At 32.1% G+C, this 17,266-nt stretch carries 16 protein-coding genes and 1 pseudogene; all 17 read right to left on the minus strand.

What is annotated here, in order from left to right; translation table 11 throughout:
• The coding region (locus ACIQ2J_RS14165; RefSeq protein ID WP_396171021.1) for an IS1595 family transposase at positions 1-938 on the minus strand (938 nt) is incomplete at its 3' end.
• A gap of 490 nt (positions 939-1,428) precedes the next feature.
• A complete protein-coding gene (locus ACIQ2J_RS14170; RefSeq protein WP_396171023.1) occupies positions 1,429-1,779 on the minus strand; it encodes a DUF6970 domain-containing protein in 351 nt (116 codons plus the stop codon).
• Between the two features lie 18 nt (positions 1,780-1,797).
• Positions 1,798-4,254: a M4 family metallopeptidase gene (locus ACIQ2J_RS14175; RefSeq protein ID WP_396171025.1), complete on the minus strand. Its 2,457-nt coding sequence runs from the start codon at positions 4,252-4,254 to the stop codon at positions 1,798-1,800.
• 202 nt (positions 4,255-4,456) lie between these two features.
• Positions 4,457-5,338 carry a P63C domain-containing protein gene (locus tag ACIQ2J_RS14180; RefSeq protein WP_396171027.1) on the minus strand — a complete coding sequence of 294 codons (882 nt, stop codon included), beginning with the start codon at positions 5,336-5,338 and terminating at the stop codon, positions 4,457-4,459.
• A gap of 396 nt (positions 5,339-5,734) precedes the next feature.
• Positions 5,735-6,358, minus strand: a complete 624-nt coding sequence (locus ACIQ2J_RS14185; protein ID WP_396171029.1) for an AAA family ATPase — start codon at positions 6,356-6,358, stop codon at positions 5,735-5,737.
• A gap of 679 nt (positions 6,359-7,037) precedes the next feature.
• Positions 7,038-7,736 carry a transcriptional regulator gene (locus tag ACIQ2J_RS14190; protein WP_396171031.1) on the minus strand — a complete coding sequence of 233 codons (699 nt, stop codon included), beginning with the start codon at positions 7,734-7,736 and terminating at the stop codon, positions 7,038-7,040.
• 285 nt (positions 7,737-8,021) lie between these two features.
• The gene (locus ACIQ2J_RS14195) at positions 8,022-8,309 is read right to left on the minus strand and encodes a helix-turn-helix domain-containing protein (RefSeq protein WP_396171033.1); all 288 of its coding nucleotides are present in this window, start codon (positions 8,307-8,309) and stop codon (positions 8,022-8,024) included.
• An 89-nt stretch (positions 8,310-8,398) separates the two neighbouring features.
• Positions 8,399-9,247 (minus strand): RteC domain-containing protein, encoded by an 849-nt coding sequence (locus tag ACIQ2J_RS14200; protein WP_396171035.1) that lies wholly within the window; start codon positions 9,245-9,247, stop codon positions 8,399-8,401.
• A gap of 859 nt (positions 9,248-10,106) precedes the next feature.
• Positions 10,107-10,394 (minus strand): hypothetical protein, encoded by a 288-nt coding sequence (locus ACIQ2J_RS14205; RefSeq protein WP_396171037.1) that lies wholly within the window; start codon positions 10,392-10,394, stop codon positions 10,107-10,109.
• Between the two features lie 319 nt (positions 10,395-10,713).
• Positions 10,714-12,087, minus strand: coding sequence for a hypothetical protein (locus ACIQ2J_RS14210; RefSeq protein ID WP_396171039.1), 1,374 nt, complete (start codon positions 12,085-12,087; stop codon positions 10,714-10,716).
• Positions 12,084-12,380 (minus strand): hypothetical protein, encoded by a 297-nt coding sequence (locus ACIQ2J_RS14215; protein WP_396171041.1) that lies wholly within the window; start codon positions 12,378-12,380, stop codon positions 12,084-12,086. Before ACIQ2J_RS14215 ends, ACIQ2J_RS14210 begins: the two co-directional genes overlap by 4 nt.
• Complete coding sequence (locus ACIQ2J_RS14220) at positions 12,367-14,511, minus strand: hypothetical protein (RefSeq protein ID WP_396171043.1); 2,145 nt, start codon at positions 14,509-14,511, stop codon at positions 12,367-12,369. Before ACIQ2J_RS14220 ends, ACIQ2J_RS14215 begins: the two co-directional genes overlap by 14 nt.
• Before the next feature lie 65 nt (positions 14,512-14,576).
• On the minus strand, positions 14,577-14,753 hold the full coding sequence (locus tag ACIQ2J_RS14225; protein WP_396171045.1) for a hypothetical protein: 177 nt from the start codon (positions 14,751-14,753) through the stop codon (positions 14,577-14,579).
• A 73-nt stretch (positions 14,754-14,826) separates the two neighbouring features.
• A complete protein-coding gene (locus ACIQ2J_RS14230) occupies positions 14,827-16,011 on the minus strand; it encodes a hypothetical protein (RefSeq protein ID WP_396171047.1) in 1,185 nt (394 codons plus the stop codon).
• Between the two features lie 542 nt (positions 16,012-16,553).
• A complete protein-coding gene (locus ACIQ2J_RS14235) occupies positions 16,554-16,874 on the minus strand; it encodes a hypothetical protein (RefSeq protein ID WP_396171049.1) in 321 nt (106 codons plus the stop codon).
• Positions 16,875-16,889: 15 nt separating this feature from the next.
• Positions 16,890-17,129 carry a hypothetical protein gene (locus tag ACIQ2J_RS14240; protein ID WP_396171052.1) on the minus strand — a complete coding sequence of 80 codons (240 nt, stop codon included), beginning with the start codon at positions 17,127-17,129 and terminating at the stop codon, positions 16,890-16,892.
• Positions 17,126-17,266, minus strand: a pseudogene (locus tag ACIQ2J_RS14245) (transposase); the annotation flags it as partial. The gene ACIQ2J_RS14240 and the pseudogene ACIQ2J_RS14245, both read right to left, overlap by 4 nt.

Below are 17,266 nucleotides of genomic sequence, written 5' to 3' on the forward strand. Positions count from 1 at the left end.
TTTTTAATTTGTTGAGAACTTTGGGCTTTCCAATGCTCTAATTCTTTTTCTTGAAATAGTGCGTTTTTTAGGAATTTTTCTAACTCATTTCCTTTGAAGTTTCTATTGTTAAATTTCCACTCAAACTCAATCAAATAAAGAGGTAGGTACTTTTTGCTTACGGCTTTAAAACTTCCTTTAATTCCGTTCTTAACGTAACTCCAAAAACCCTCTATTGTGTTGATATGCACTATTCCTTTACTGTATTGTTTCGAGTGAATTACAACGAGCCTTTCAATGTAGGTTTCTAATTCGTTATAAGACCTAAAGCCATCTGTCATCAAAATCGAGTTGTCGCTTTTTGCATTTGACTTTAACATATAAAGTAAATTTCTTTTGGTTAATTTTTCTATAATTTTTGTTTTGACATTTCCTTGTCGTTGAACCATTCCAACAACCGAAACTTTGTTTGTTCCTCGCCCTCTTTTTAATGTTGTTTGTGCTAAACTAACGTTATAATCTGAAATACTATGATTTTTTCGTGCTTTACCACCAAAATAACTTTCGTCCATTTCTATTATTCCATTTAACTTCGTTTCGGACATTAACATACCTATTCTAATACGCATACAAGCATAATATGCAGTCTTATAAGTAACACCAAGATTACGTTCAATTTCCTTTGCCGATATACTACTCTTTGCATTAAGCATTAAAGTAATAATCTGAAACCATTTTGGTAATTCCATTCGAGTTTCCTCGAATATCGTACCTACTATAACAGAGAATGACTTATTACAGTTTTTACAAGAATACCGCCCTTGTTCGGTTTTTATCGTTTTTACATTGTTTGAATCGCAAAAAGTGCATTTTACGTTTTTACCCCAACGCATTTGCTCCAATAATTTCAAGCATTTTGCCTGTGTATTGTAATTTTTATTTACTTCTATTAAATTCATTACTTTTGTCTTTATTTATAATACTTAAAAAGATAAAAATTTCCATTAAAGGGATATGTGCCTAGTTTTTTAAAGTGTATTACGGTGTTTTGGTGTTTTTTTTACGGTTTTAGATTTTTTATTTAAATCTATAAACTAGTATTTAGGAGTGATAAATGTAAAGAAAATTAGAACTTTGGAGTGAAGCTCAATTGTCTACTTATATTGGTTGGATAAGGTCTAATTGTAATAGGACTCTATATTGTGATTTAATGATTTAGATATATTAAATAACTAGATCTTACTTGTAACCAAAATATAATTAATTACTTCTTATCTCTAGAAGCTTGTTATTTTATAGCTTCTTGCAATACACAAATAAGCACTACAACTTTTTTAGGGTTGTAGTGCTTTTTATTTTCTTTGTGGGTACGAGTTAGAAACTCGCACTAGCGATGCATGTTATTTCTGCTCGGACTAGCAGGGGGAGTCCAAACATCCATTATAAAAACTACCTTGGGTCTGTCCATACAGTTTCGAGATAAGTGGCACTTTCCCAATTTACACAAGTGCTAGTGCTATTACCTCCAATTCCTCCTTCTGCACAAATTAATTCACATTTATCGTTATAAACTGGGCTTTGTGAATCTGGAAAATTAAACCCAACGATGTAAACTATATTCCCATTATAGATATACTTTTTTATTGTTGATTTTGGATTTTGAATAGGATTTTGTAAAATCAATTGTATTTGGGTACTTAAACATTCAGGGTATGAAACATTTTTTATTTCATCCTCATTATTTCTACTGCAACCTAATTGCAGTAGAAAAACACTAATTAAAAGGGTTAATTTTTTCATTTCTCTATTTTTTTAAAATTATTCTACTACAATTTGATGAAATTCGACTTGGTCATTTATATAAATTTTTAACACATAAATCCCTCTTTTCAGCCCTATAACCGAAAAAGTTGCTTTATTATCAATAATCTCTACTTTTAGAATTGATTGTCCCATCAAATCAAAAAGTTCGCCATCTATTTTTATATCTTTTTTAGGTTGATTCTCGATATCTCTAATTTCAATAGTAACAATGTCTTTTGAAGGATTTGGATAAACTGTGTATAAGTTTTCATTAGTCATTGTTAAAAAACCACTATATTCAATTGGCAACGTTTCTGAATCATAAACCACTTCAGATGTTCCACAACTATTTGTAGCAGTAACTTTTAATAAATAAAAAACAGAAGAAATTACTCCGCCATAACCTGTTGCACAACTAACTGAAGTGCCATTTTGTGCAAATTTTCGCCACGTTGTTGATGTAATTCCTTGGTCAATTAATGATACATTGCTGTCGCTTTGCATACCCATGCGTACAACATTTGGTTGTTGAACAATTACTGAACCTAAAACAGTAAAACTTGGCTTCCCAATCCAAATCGTTTTAGTGGTCGTATTTCCTGACACGTTGGCTGTAATTGTAGCACTACCGCTGTATGTTGAGTTAATTGGCTTAACAGTTATACTTGTATTTGTTGAATTTACAAGTGTTAAAGCATTAGTCGAATAACTCCAATTAACGACAGAACCTGGAATCAAATTTGTTGTTGTATAAGTATAATTTGTTGTTGCATTGCAAATTATTTTATCACCATCAATGTTTAAAGGAACAATGCAGTTATTATTACCCACACCAACTGCATACCAAGATTGGCAAACTGCAACCGATTCTATGGAATTTGTCCCATACAAATCTTTAGCAGCTTGAATTGTTAAATCTCTTGCTTGGGGATAGTTAGTAGTCGCTGTGAAATATACACTTTCCGCTCGATATACAATTTTTGCTGCTTTATCTTTACTTATTCCTGTAACACTAAAAGAGTTACCTAAATCATTTGTTCCTGTTTTACCTTCGGCTAAAATATAAAACCAATGATTGAAAACAACACTATTATAATGAACACCGCCACTATCGCCGCTTCCCGTATACCAATACTGACCATAATAAGTATTGGGATTTGAGTATGTTTTTGGGTTGGACATTGAACGTAAAGCACCTCCTCCAATTTTAATTTCTTCCCCTATTAAATAAGTTTGTTTTGTTGGTTCTGCAAAATATTCAATCATTGCTCCCCAAATATCACTTAATGCTTCATTAATTGCTCCTGATTCATTTTGATATAGTAAACCTGCTGTATTTGTACATACGGCATGACCAATCTCATGACCTACAACATCTATACTTGTTAGTGGAGTAAATATTGAACCTCCATCTCCATAAGTCATTCTTTCTCCGTCCCAAAAAGCATTATCATAGTTGGAACTGAAATGAACATAACTCCTAATTTTTGCACCATTGGCATCATAACTATTTCTATTATGTTTTTGAAGCCAATAATCATAAGTTTTCATTGCTCCCCAATGAGCATCTAATGCGGCATTATCTTTATTAGCATTATTAAATTCCGTAGTAGTCCAATTATTATCATTATCTACAAAATCGGTCGCAATATTATAATCACTTCCTTTATTCATATTGTAGGTTTCTATTCCTTGACCTCTTGAATAATCTCGTAATTTATATTGGCTTCCTATTTGTTGTGTTTCAAAATTTCTTTGTCCACTATATCTCGTATTTCCTATACCTTGGATGTGTTTTATTATTGGGTCTTTTAGTAAAATATCACCCGTTTCTGCATCTATATAAATAAAATCACGACTTATTTGATTTTGTGCATAAATATCAAATTTATAAGCCAATCTTGGCATTGATTCCTTTACAAATAAATTTTTCTCGATAATTATTAGTTCTCCTTTTGGATAATATGTTGCATTTTTATCATTCTTTTCAATTTTTATAAAGTTTTCATTTTCTTCATTTTCCCACATATATTCTTTTGCATCAATTTCTTTAAGTGCAAAATTCAACGCTTCCTTTTCTGATAAATTTGGCTTTACTTCAATATTATATTGGATATCAACTAGTTTTCCAGAAATAGTCTTTAATATATCTTTTTCTGAAACAACATTCTGTATTCCAAATTCAACTTTAATTCCTTTATAAAATTGCTGAAATTTCTGCGACTTTAAATTATTCTCAACAATTGTTTTTTTATCTTCAATTTTAAAATAAGTTTCGTCCATAGTATTAAACTGTAATTTTAAAAATTGATTAATAGATTTTTCATCAACTTTAACTTCAGTTTCGTTAAAATTAATTAGTTCTGCTTGGCCTTTTAAATTTTTAGATTTAATTTCACTATCCTTGGCTTGAGAATAACCAAGTTGAGCAATAATTAAACTAAAAATAAGCACTTTACTTAAATTTTTCATTTGTTTCTTCATTTTAAACGTTGTTTTAGATTAATAAATATTTCTACTTTGATTGTTTGAAAAAGACGAATTTTTTTAACACAATCTTGGTAAAATCTCTTGCAACTTGTAAATATGCGCTACAAACTAGCTAGTATATATCCATAATTGGGTTGATTATCTTTTGTGGGCACGGATTACAAATCCGCGCGGTCGGGCCTACTTATTCTTCAAAGCTTATTTTCAATTGGCTACTTTGTTTGTATTTTGATGTAAATAAAGTATCAAATTGACTTTTGTCAGATGAAACAGACATTAAAGTAGTGACTTCGATAATCTGTTTTTTCAAATGTTCTCTCCCGACTTCTGGAGTTAGTGATTGATGAAATTTATACTTCCAATTTCCTTTTTCAGTTTTAGGAGTATTGTCTTTTATTTTTTCAACTACTCCTTTTGGAAGTTGATCGTAAATGTATTTATTAGTTAATGTTCCTATAAATGATGGTTTGATTTTTATGTATTTTGGTATAAAAGGTAAACCCCATAATCTATAAACTTCTCTATAAAATTCATCAGTAAAAGTCAATTGCCATTTTAATATCTCATCAGATACATAAGCTGTAAGTATCTTTTGTAATTCATAACGTTCTCTCTCATATTGATAACCAGTAGCTTCATCAATTAAAGCTATAATTCCAATTCTTGCAAAACCACGTATTAAAATTTCGCATTGGTCAGCAATTATTTTTTGTCTTGATGATAAAGTTATATTGTTTCGAGCTTCCAAAAAGGCATCACAAATATCCGCCAATATAGTTGCTTCAAAACCATTAATTTTTTTATCACCTTGATAACATATAATTGGGTCGTAGTGGCCCGGTTCTTTTCCTTTGTATATATAGGTTTGAAGCGATTTTTGTTCTAAATATCTGTTTAATCTGGCCCCACTTGTTGGCTTAGATTCTTCGTCAGTATCGACCATTTTTAACGCTTCCTGCAACCCTCTGCCTGACAATACTCTTGTTCCGTCTTCTAAAACGTAGCAAGGAATAATCATTTCTCCAAGTGTAATTTCTCCTTCGTGAATTATTTTGTTTTCAGTCATATTTTATATAATTGGTGTCGTTTATTAGGGTTTCAAAATCTATCAGCTAACTTGTTTATTTGTTCTTCAAAGTAGCTAGTAAGCATCCATAATTGGGTTTATTATATTTTGTGTGCACGGATTATCCACGCGGTTGGGGGGGTGATTGTCCTAGACCTGCTATGTAGATTGCTATTGGCATTAATTTGTTTTATACATCTGCAATTTTAGAATAGTTTTTTAAAGTGTGTTACGGTGTTTTTGACTTTTTTTTACGGTGTTTTTTTTGAATGGATGTGGATGGTTTAAGGCTGCTGAGGTTCAAAGGTTCTGAGGTTTGATAGGGTTTAAAAGTTTATAAGTTTAAATGTTCTGAGGCTCTTAGGGTTAGAGATTAGAACGGGTTCAGGTTGTCCGTTAGCGTTTGTTTGATGTTGATTTATCGAAGGCTATTAGATTTAGCATTTGTCTCATTCGGCTGCGGACTCTGTTGCCGTAGATGGTTTCTATTTCGTTGGCGGATAGGTTGGTGGTGATGTGGGTTTGGAGTTTTTTAGAGATGTATAGATCGTATCGGCTTAATAGTATTTCTGACATGACGTTGCATTCGTTGCCGAAGTATTTTAAATTGTTTTCGGTTCCTAAATCGTCAAAGCAATAGGTTCTGGGTTCGGAGTGGTATAGTTTGCCATTGCTGTATTTGTGGATTATTTGGTAGCCGTCTTGGATGAATTCGAAGCTGATGTCTCGGCAGGGTTTTACTATGAATTTATTGTTTGCTGGTGTTAGGTGTTTCATTAGGTTCATTAGTGTTGTTTTGCCGCAGCCGATAGGCCCGGTTAATAGGATTCCTTTTTCTAAATCGATGTTTAGTTGGTTGCAGGTTGGCTGGTCTTTTAGGAAGTAGGCAATGAGCTTGTAGACTATTGGGTAGTCGGTTTCTACTATTTTGAAATGGTTGCCGTAGTGTTCAATGCCTTTGGCTTGTAGCCAATTGATTACGGCAGGATAGTTGTAGTGGGATTTTATTTTGTTTTCCATATTTTGTTTTTTAACCACATAGAAACATAGATTTTTTGGATTGTGTGAAAGGCGCTTCGCTTTGGATAGTTTGACATAGTTTGTTCGCTAAAGCGAAGTATTGGAACACGGATGAAGCGGATTTGAATGGATTGGTACGGATTTTTTTTGAACCACATAGGAGCATAGTTTTTTTTGATTGTGTAAAAGGCGCTTCGCTTTGGATAGTTTGACATAGTTTGTTCGCTAAAGCGAAGTATTGGAACACGGATGACGCGGATTTTAATGGATTGTCACGGATTTTTTTGGTTGTGTGAAAGGCGCTTCGCTTTGGGTTGTTCGCTAAAGCGAATTTATTGGAAAGCGGATGATGCGGATTTTAATGGATTGGCACGGATTTTTATTTTGAACCACATAGGAGCATAGTTTTTTTGATTGTGTGAAAGGCGCTTCGCTTTGGATTGTTCGCTAAAGCGAAGTATTGGAACGCGGATGATGCGGATTTTAATGGATTGGTACGGATTTTTATTTTGAACCACATAGGAGCATAGTTTCTTTGGATTGTGTGAAAGGCGCTTCGCTTTGGATAGATTTCATTGATTTAACCGCTAAGTCCGCAAAGCCCTTCGACAAGCTCAGGTTGACATCGCAAGGTTCGCAAAGAAGTTGTCCTACGAAAAGTTCAGGATGTCAGTTCAGGTTAGAGTGGTTCGGAATAGTCTTTGTCGGTTGTGGTGTTGAGGTTTTTTGCTCTGTTGGGTTGCTTGGTGTTTGAAATGAATTTTGGGGTGTTTAACATCCAATTTTGTGCTGCTGCTTGCCAATCGACCATCGGTATTTTGCCTCCAACTAACCAGCCGACACTGGTGAAATAATTGAAAAACTTTTGGGCTTCGAGTTCTGGGAAGTTATTTTCTAGGAAATAGGTTTTGATTTCCTGCAGGTTTGGTTCTATGAAATCTTTCTTTTTTTCGCGCAACTTTTTTTCTTTCTCTTCTTCCGTTTCATTTTTAAAATTGGAATTATTTATTTCTGAGATTACTTCATTCTTCGAAATGACTTTTGTGTGCTTTTCCAAGTTTGAATTGTTTTTTTTGTTTAAAATGTTTGTATTGTTTATATAGTTTATAGAAGGTACTAAGACTTGTTCAGTACCTGTCTCACTACTAGTACACGACTTGTTCAGAGCTTGTTCATTGACTTGTTCAAAAAGAGGTTCATTTTTTGGTTTTCTTTCGGATTTTGGAGCTGGTTTTAAATCATCTGCAAAGTTGAATAGAATGACGTGACTTCCTTTGAATGGATTGAAGGAGGGTTCGTAGTTGATATAACCCAAACTGTGTAAGTTTTTCAGACATTTGTGGTAGGTGGCTTTGGAACTTATCTTACTTATTCGCATGACCTCATCGCGATTAATGCTGATGGGGTTTTTGAAGCGGTTGCAGTTCCAAAACTGAAATAGGGCTATTTACAAACTTACGTGTGTTGGATTTAGGGTTTTGTCTATGGCTACTTTTTCGAAGAAGCCGGTTAGGTGTTTGATGTAGTTCATTTTTGTTGTGGTTTAAAAGGTTTAAAGGTTTAAAAGGTGCTAAGGTTCTGAGAGTATTAAGATTGGAGTATTAAGTATTAAGACTAGAACCAGAAAAAAGTTTAGTTTGTTAGAAAGTGCTTTTTCCTTTTATTACTTGAAGAGGGTAGGAGTGTGATTTATTTTGTTTCCGTTTAATAGTTTGTCGATGTCGGAATGGTTGTAATACATCATGCCACCTATTTTGGTATAGGAGAGTGTTCCGTTGATGCGGAGGTTTTGGAGTGTTCCTGGAGAGATGTTTAGGAGTTTGCGGACGTCATTGGATTTGAGCCACTGTTTAGTTGTTTGTGGTTTGGATTGGATGATTTCTTTTAAATCATTCAAAAGTAGACTTCGGAATTCGTTTAAGTCTTCGATAGTAATAATTTGTACTGCCATAACTTGTGTTTTAAATTGTTATGGTACAAATTTGTGGTGTTTGAGTTGATTTCTTTCACAACGGAGGTCGCGTTGTGAACGATTTTTATTTAAATTACCTCATCGGAGTCTTCCATTCGTTTTACTAGTTGGTCGTTTAGTGTGGTGATAAATTTTGTTTTATCACTCTTTCTTGCCCTGATTTCAAGGAATACCCGACGGTATTGTCCTAAATCGATATCGAAAATTTGTTCGAAATATTCGGCTATTTCTTTTAAATCTGCAGCTCCATTATTGAATACTCCTTCGGTGTGAAGTGCGTACATTAGTTCTACTAGGGCTACTTTTGAGCCCGTCCATGTCATTTTTACGTTCGGTTTGCGTTGTGATTTTTTTGGAATTTCTTTGTTTTCCAACATAATCAATTGGTTTTCAGTATATAATTTGACGAGGTCGTTTGCTAGTATTGTTGCAACTTTAAAATCGTGTGAGGTAGCAAAAGTGGTATCGGTTTCAAAATAGTAGTCGTCTAATACTAGTTTGATATCAAATTTACCTCTCATGAAGTATTTATAATCGAGATAGGTATTTCCTGATCGGAAATATTGGTGGAATTCTCGTTCGCTATCGAAAAAGTTTTTTAGGATATGAAGTTCTTGGTTGTAGTATTTTTCAAGTATTTTGTCTCCAGCATTGGGCTTTTTCATTTCAATTTTATAGACTTTGTTATAAAAAATGAGTTTTGAAGTGAATTGCGGTTTTATTTCTTTGAAGAAATGGATTTCTTCTGATTCGGTATTGAAGTTATTTTTTTTTACCGCTTTTTTAAGTTCGTTTATGGACTTGAGTATTGTAGTGATGGCTAGCTCACACTTTTTGATTTGGTCGTCAATCTCTAATTCAATGAAGTTTAGGTGTTCGTTGAGGTTGTTTAATAGTATGTTGTATTTTTGGTTCAATAGCGATTCGTTATTAATTACTAATTACAAATCATGAATTATTAGGAGGTTTTGGTTTTATACTGTTTTGGGGCTTAGGTTAAAAATGTTCTGCGAAGTTTGGGAGGAATTTGCTGATCTAGTTGGTTTTTATTAAGAGCGTTTAATAGGATAACTAGGGTAAAATTAGGAGGCATTGCTTAACTTTATATTTTTTGATTTTTTGGTCTTTAAGTTGTATTTTATCCAATTGACCGCTGTTTTTTTGACCGTTGTGTAGGTAGTGTTTTTTCATTTAAATTGGTAAATTTTGTTATCATTTACAATTTTAATGTAATTTTAATGTTTTATTTTACGGTTTTTTGGTGTTTTTTTTACGGTTTTTTGAAGTGGTCGAACTTAATTCGTGTAATTTTAAGATTTATATAAACTTAAACAGAAAACTACAATTTAGATGTGTTTTTATTTTACAAGGTTTCGAGGTCAGGAGACCATCGAAGAGCATCGCGGTTCTATAGAACATTTAGTGGAGTGGGGCTATACTAAACATTATGTTGTGTTACGCAAATAGAATATTTAGTTAAACTCTGGCGGTAACTGGCGATTATAGCCATAATTTGATTGCTTTTTTGGTAGATGTGGTTTTAATGTTGGATGTTTTGGTTTTGTTTCGGGATTTACATAATGTCTTTTGTCGTCTGTGCCGTCTTCTTTTTTTGGTTTTGGACCCGGTTGATTGCTTGAGTGGTCATGGGTTATTTTTATTGATTAGTGTTTTAATGCTCTCCAAAGTCAGGAGACTTTGGAGAGCGGGGTACGAATTAGAAACTCGCACTAGCGGATTAAATAAATTCATCTGGTATGAAATTTATTCACTGAATTAGTACTTATTCCAATTATTTACTATAAAATCTTCGGCCTTCTTGTGTGTACTTCGTGCAGGAACATGCTCCCTTAATACTCGTTCCATTTTATTATGTGATGCAATACTAGGTTCATTTTTCCAGCACTTTTGCCCTATGTGATTTAAGAAATATAATACTTCATAACCTTCTGATTTATTTATTTCTGAATAATCAATACCTTTTGAGTAATAAGGATTATCATGTGCAGCTTTAGCTTGCCATTTGTAATCATTATAAATCATATGCGAACGTTCGTATGCCATAACTTTAAGTTTTTATTTAATTATTAATCTCAGTTTTATCTTTTTTTATGCTTACTGCCAACTTTTTTGGGTTTAGCGTTCGTGCGGAATTTCGGAGCACAAAACTGTCAACCTACCCAAAAGCCTAATCGTAAAATTGGACTTGAATTTAAGCACGCCACCAAGCCCAATATTAGCTGTGGTTCTGAAAGTTTATTTTGACTATTTGCAGAAATAGTGAAAAGAATAGTAAAAAGTAAGAGTATCATAGTTTATTGTTAGAAATTGTTATTTTAAGTTAGATACTAATACATTAGAATAGCTTGTAGATTTACTTTTTCTAATCGTTATCAATTGAAGATAATATTATTCTAATTCTTAGATCTCTATTATAAACTATACCGTGAAATGAATTGAATGTTCCTAAAGTATTAAGTGGTGAAGCATTGAAAGTAGCACTAATATTAATATCATTGTTATAAATAACATTATGAGTTATTGTACTTAAAGAATATTTCTTTAGAAATCTATCACACCCCCAACCTTTATTAATATGCTCTTGTATTGTGTCTTGTTTAGGATGTGAATATGTGTTGTTAATACCATAACTATAAACAGAATAACCATTGCCTTTTTCTTTTGGAGAAGGAAATCCTCTTTTATTATAAAGTTTACCCCCATGATGAGTAACACAAATTGCATCGACTTCCTTTCTTTGCTTAATAAAAAAATATTGTGAATCTCCTGGTAATAGAATTTCTGATATATTATCATCTTTTTTTAAGTCTAATAGGATTCCAAGTCCTGAATCATTTCGTTTTTGACCTGAGCATTTAAAAAGTTTAAAAAATGAAAAGTTTTTTCCTTTCCCTAATTCTTTATCAATAAGATAAAGATTAGTTGAAAATAAGGCCGCAAATTTTCTTATACTAGGAGTTGTCTTTTGTAAAGGTGCTAAAATTTTACAGTTCATATAATGTCTAGGATTAGCTCTAATTGACTCATAATGGTCAAAATCCCAATGAGAAAGAATAATAGTTGGATTTTCGTTTACAGGAAATAATTTTGTATTTCGGTATGTATGTTTATTCCAATATGCACCACCTCCTAAATCAAAGTATATGATTGGGTTAAACTCTTTATCAAAAATTCCAGTTGCATTTCCTTGTCCAACATTAAAACTTACAACATTTAATTCTGGAATATCACGAATAGATTTTGTTGAATTTCTTAATTCATTTAATACAATTTCTGTTTTGTTTTTATCATATAGATCTCTCAAATCTACTAATGAATTTAATTTGTTCAAAAATTCTTTATCCTCTTTTTTTCTTCTGCCAATAATTGATATATTGTCTTTATTAAAAAAAATACTTTGAGTCTGATCATCTTCGGAGAATTCAAAAGGGTAATAAAATGATTCTAATGAATTTTCTACTTTAGTCGTATTCCCCTTTAATTCAAACCAATTATCTAATAAATTTGAAGCTTTTGAAATATTTAAGTTAAAAAAATCAGAAAATTGTTCACTCGTCAAGTTGATTCTGAACAATCCAGTTTCATTTTGTAAAATACTTTCAGTATTGAAACCTACGATATTTTGACGATTTCCTAAAAAAACATCAAAATGAAGCCAAATTGAATTATTATCTTGATTTTGAATTTCAAATAGGTTTCCGATGTAATTTTGTTCCTTAATTAAATTTAGTGTCATTTGAATTTGTTTAATAATTCGTTGTCTTTAAGTTCAGCATAGGTGCTTTTGAGTTCAGCATTTAATTGATTTATATATTCTATGCAAATGTGAAAATACAAATCTTCTGTAGTATCTGTCAAATTAAAATCTACTTCTTCATTCTTTAAATGAAATAGCAATTTATTAAATACAGACTTTACTTCGTTAGGATTGTCTTCTGTTAAGATAATATTTAATTCTTCATAGCCAAGTACAAGTTTTAGAGTTGCACTGTTATCATTTCTTTCAATTGTTGCGTTATGAGTTGCCATATATTTTTCCTCTTTCTCCGAAAGCAGCTTTGCCACCTTCTAATGTTTTCATACTAATTAATTTCCAGTCTAAATCGGTTTTTGTTCCATTAATACATTTTAAATTATTTGTAAACGGATTCCCTACGAATGTATAACAACTTTGGTTTACGTTATGAAGTCTATAAATTGAATTATATGGCAAAGTTCTTACTGCAATGTTTGCATCGTGGGTTGCTATAATTATTCTTTTACCACTTTTTGCCTTTTCTTTTATTAGAGGAACGATAACCTCGCTGATATAATCATTTCCTAAACTTTTTTCGGGTTCATCGATTAGGTAAATTTCTTTATCTTTTTTTAATTCATTTTGTAGCAACACCATTGAAGATTCTCCATTTGAAGGAGAATAAGCCTTTCCGTTAATTGAAAAATGCCTATTGAAAAGTAGCAAATCTTTGATTGATACTACCGTATCTCCACTTTCAATTTTATTAAGTTCATCTATTTTTTCAAATAATGAATTTGAATAAATGTGCTTCGAAATTGATGCTATCTGAGATGCTACTTTTTTTTGAGGTTCTTTAGTTTTACATTGAATATGTCTGAATTCTGAATCAGTAATTATTCCATTTTGAAATATTAAATTTGTTTGACAAAATAATTTTCCTTTGTCGCCTAAGTCTCCTACTTCTTCGATGTGGGGAGGAATCAAAATTGCAATATTTTCTTGAATCTTTTTGACTGCTTTTTCAATTGCTATTCTGTTACTTGCATAATCACTGAATCCAGTTTTTATAGGCTTTGCTGCTTGTCCTGTCTTACGTGAGATTTCATTAACAAAAACCTGAATCAACTTATTGAAAAAGTTAATAGTTTTGTAGTCGATAAAGCGGGTTCCAGATTCAGAATTTAGTTTTTCAAAAATTCTATCAACAATGTTATCTAATTCGGATAATAATTCATCCCCAACAATTTTTTTTAGTTTAATGCTTGTACTGAAGTTATTTTTAAATTCTGAAATTTGCTTCAAGTAGCTTTCAACTTCGTCAAAATTTCTTTTAGGTGAACTTTCATCAAAAAGCGTAAATTGATTTACTTTAATGGTCTTAGCTATTTTATTTTTTGATTCGTCCGAATAATAGCGATGATATGCTGATAAACTTGTTACACTTTTCTCTGTTGCATTTCTTATTAAGATTAACTCGTCAGAACAATTATCAATTCCAAATTCTTCTATATCAATATTAAATTGATTACCCTTTAAGTCAAAAACTACTTCAAGTTTGTTTTCATTTGATTTATAAACTTTGGTGTTAAATCCTTTACCATTGTAATAGGTAGAAAGTGCATCTAGAATTTCTGTCTTACCTGTTCCTTTTGAACCAAAAAGAATGTTAATGTCATTATAAATTTCTAGATTTATAAGTTCTGCAATACCAAAAGGTGCGATTTGAATAGTTTCTTTTGTTTTTTTATCAAGAATAGTTTTAATGGTAACATCGTCTTTATCCAAAAGTAAGCAGAACTGTTCAAAGCTTTCAACAGGTAATCTTAATTCAGGTAATTTTTTTGAATCACTAACATAATTATCCCAATTCTGAACGTCTGACCCGTGGATTGAGTTGTGTCCGTGATTAATGTAGATACCAGCTGAAATAGAGTTTGATGCTTCTTTTAAAACTCTCTTTGAATTAGAAACTATACTTACAAGTTTTTCCACATCTTTGTCTGTTAAGTTGGGTGACTTTGAGTGATAGTGTGCAATAAAAATTGTATCAAATTCATTAAACTTGTTCACAACATCATCAATGCCTATATTGAAAGTGTCAAGTGATGTAGAACCAATAATTTCGTTTACTCTTTTTTCGAAAGCTTCCGCGTTTTTTGGATTTACAATTATAATTAAATGTGCTTTTCGTCCTTCTTCAAGAATGTCAAACTCAATACCAGGCCAAATTTGGCAAGTTCCATCAACGCTATTTTTGAATTCAGTGTATTGTTCATAGTCAAAATGGTTATGATTTGTAATAGCTAGAATCTTTACATCGGTCTTATTAATTATATCTTTAAATCTAGATACGTCAACATTGCGATTTTCCGAATCGCCTTGTTTTACTTTTTTAGTGTGAGTATGAATATCTATTTTCATTTTGAGTTTTTATTTTATCTAGTCTAAATATAATCTGCCATAATGTAATCTTATTTCTTGAAATATTACCTTCTTCTTTTTGTGGTGTAGGTAGTACTTGGGTTGGCTTTGGCTTCTTTATTGGTGACGTATCTGCCTGTTTCTGCGCTACGGGATTGGTTGTAGGTTTTTGATTTTTTTTCTTGTGCATTTACTGTTGTTGTTAGTAATGCGATGGCGATGATTGTGATGATTTTGTTCATGATTTTTATTTTTTAGTTTGTGTGAGCCTTCCGTTGTCAGGGTTACAATGGATGTGGGTAGTTTTGTGTTTATTTATGTTGTAATTGAAAAATATTTCAACTCTTTCATTTTGTTGCATATTAATCTTGTGCAGGATTGTCCGGATTTGGAGTCGTCCCAGTAGGATTGGTGCATGGTGATGTGTTTTAGGGTTAGGAAGCTGAAGAGGTTGTATTTTTCTCTTCGGGCGATTTCGTAGTTGAGGTTTATTGGGACTTCTTTTTTACCCATGATGCCGTATTTGGCTTCTCCAACTTTGTTGTCATTTCTGAAGTTGCTGGCGAAGGCATCCATAGTGGAATAGACGTTTATCCATTCTATCTTTTCTGACATTTTATTGATTCTTTTTCTGTAGAAGTTTGGATAATAATTATTTATAAATTCGTAAGGAGCTCCGACGGTTATCAATAGATTAATGTTATTTTGTATGTTGGCACTAGGTTCATTACCTAAAGGAAATAAGGCATCTAAAGCAATGACACTTCCAAAGCTATAGGTGTGTAGGTGTATGGTTGGGTTTTCTTCGTTTTCTACTATGTATTCTATTAATGCATCGAGATTGCCTTGTATGATTTGGGCTTGTTCTCCGTATTGGATGTAGTTGTCTATGGTAGTAAATTCTGCTGCTACTTTGGTGAGTAAGGTGCTGGATTCTGGGATGAATAGAATGAGAAAAGTTGTAATTGGGATTGTAAATTGACTAATCTTAGACAAATAACACATAGTCTCTCCTTTAAATATTGGATAATCTTTAAAAAGAGATATTATAGACGGCAATAAAAACAGAACAGCAAAAGCCATCATTAAAAATAGAAAAAACATGTAGAAGGTTTGCCCTCCTTTGGTGTAGGCTGATTTTTTACGTAGGCTGAATATTAATCTTGGAAATTTTCTAATGACTAATAGTAATAATGCAATGTTTTTAAATAAGAGGTTTTTATTTTGGAATTTTTGATTTAGGAGTTCATTGTATTCGAAATCATAGAACGTGTAAACTAATGTGTCTTTATCTGATTTTTGTTCTCCTTTTGGGTGTTGGTATATTCTAACTGCTAAACTGCTTTGGTCGTCGTTATAATAGATTTTTTCGACTTTGGTGTAGAAGTTTAGCCCGGATGTACTATACTCCAATTCTTTACTATAGCGTGCTGCATATTTCTCTACCGACTCTTTGTTGGTTGATTGTCCTAGGCCTGCTATGTAGATTGCTGTTGGCATTTAGTTGTTTTATACCCCTGCAATTTTGGAATAGTTTTTTAAAGTGTGTTACGGTGTTTTGGTGTTTTTTTTACGGTTTTAGATTTTTTATTTAAATCTAAAAACTAGTATTTAGGAGTCTGATAACTATAAAAAAAAATGCTTTTACTTTGGAGTGAAACTTAATTTTTTACGTTTTTTGGTTGGATAAGGTCTAATTGTAAAACGATTTTCAATTGTGATTTGATGATTTAGATATTTTAAATGGTAGATCTTATTTTAACCAAAATATAATCAATTACTTCTTATCTCTAAAAGCTTGTTATACTATAACTCCTTTCAATATACAAATAAGCACTACAACTTTTTAGGGTTGTAGTTTGTTTTATTTGTTTTGTGGGCACGAGCCAGAGGCATCGCGCTAGCGCCTGTGTTACCTAATGCCCGCGCCAGCTCGGGGACATATCCGAGCCATCTGGGCCATTGTTTTGCCTGCTCTTGTTTGTGGCTGCGAAGTCGGAGACATTCGCAGAGCAACCCCCAGTTTTAAGAACGTTTTCTTTTTATCGAACACTTCGCATAGCTGGGGAATAATACCTGCCGTAAAACACATAATTTTTTACATAACTTGAATCTATTTCATATGCCTTATCTAAATCTTTTTTTGACTCAACTGCTTTTTCAATATAAAGATATGATATTGCTCTATAAAGATAAGAATCTTGTAACTTTTCACTTTTCTCTATTGATTTAGTGAAAAATGATACTGCATTTTTAAAATTACCAATATCATATTCTTTTATAGCATTCTCATAATCAGTTTGACCAAAGATTAAATTAAAATTACTTAAAATTATTATTACAATAAAATTGTGTCTATTCATATTATCTATGTTTTATTATCTACCAAAATTATATCCAACACCAACCCTTAACCCCATTGAGACAATTGTTTCTCCAGAATGAGTAGTAACATTAGATGAAACAGGAGAGGTTTGTAAACCATGAACAGTAGCTGCAGCAAAAATATTAAATCCTTTATATGAAGCATCTGCTCTATATATAGCAGAAGCTCCCGATAGCGCGGATTTGCAACCCGATAGCGCGGATTTGCAATCCGTGCCCACAATCAAAATCAAAACAAATCTAACAAAATTACTTCTAAATCATTATCTAAACCTGCATAATTTCTAGCGGAACTAAAATAATAATCTTCTGGTAAAGAAACAGTTTTATCCTTTACAGGATTGCTATGAATATAGTCTACTTTTTGTTT

Origin of the sequence: Flavobacterium sp. (assembly GCF_044357305.1) — a bacterium.
Classification (GTDB): Bacteria; Bacteroidota; Bacteroidia; order Flavobacteriales; family Flavobacteriaceae; genus Flavobacterium.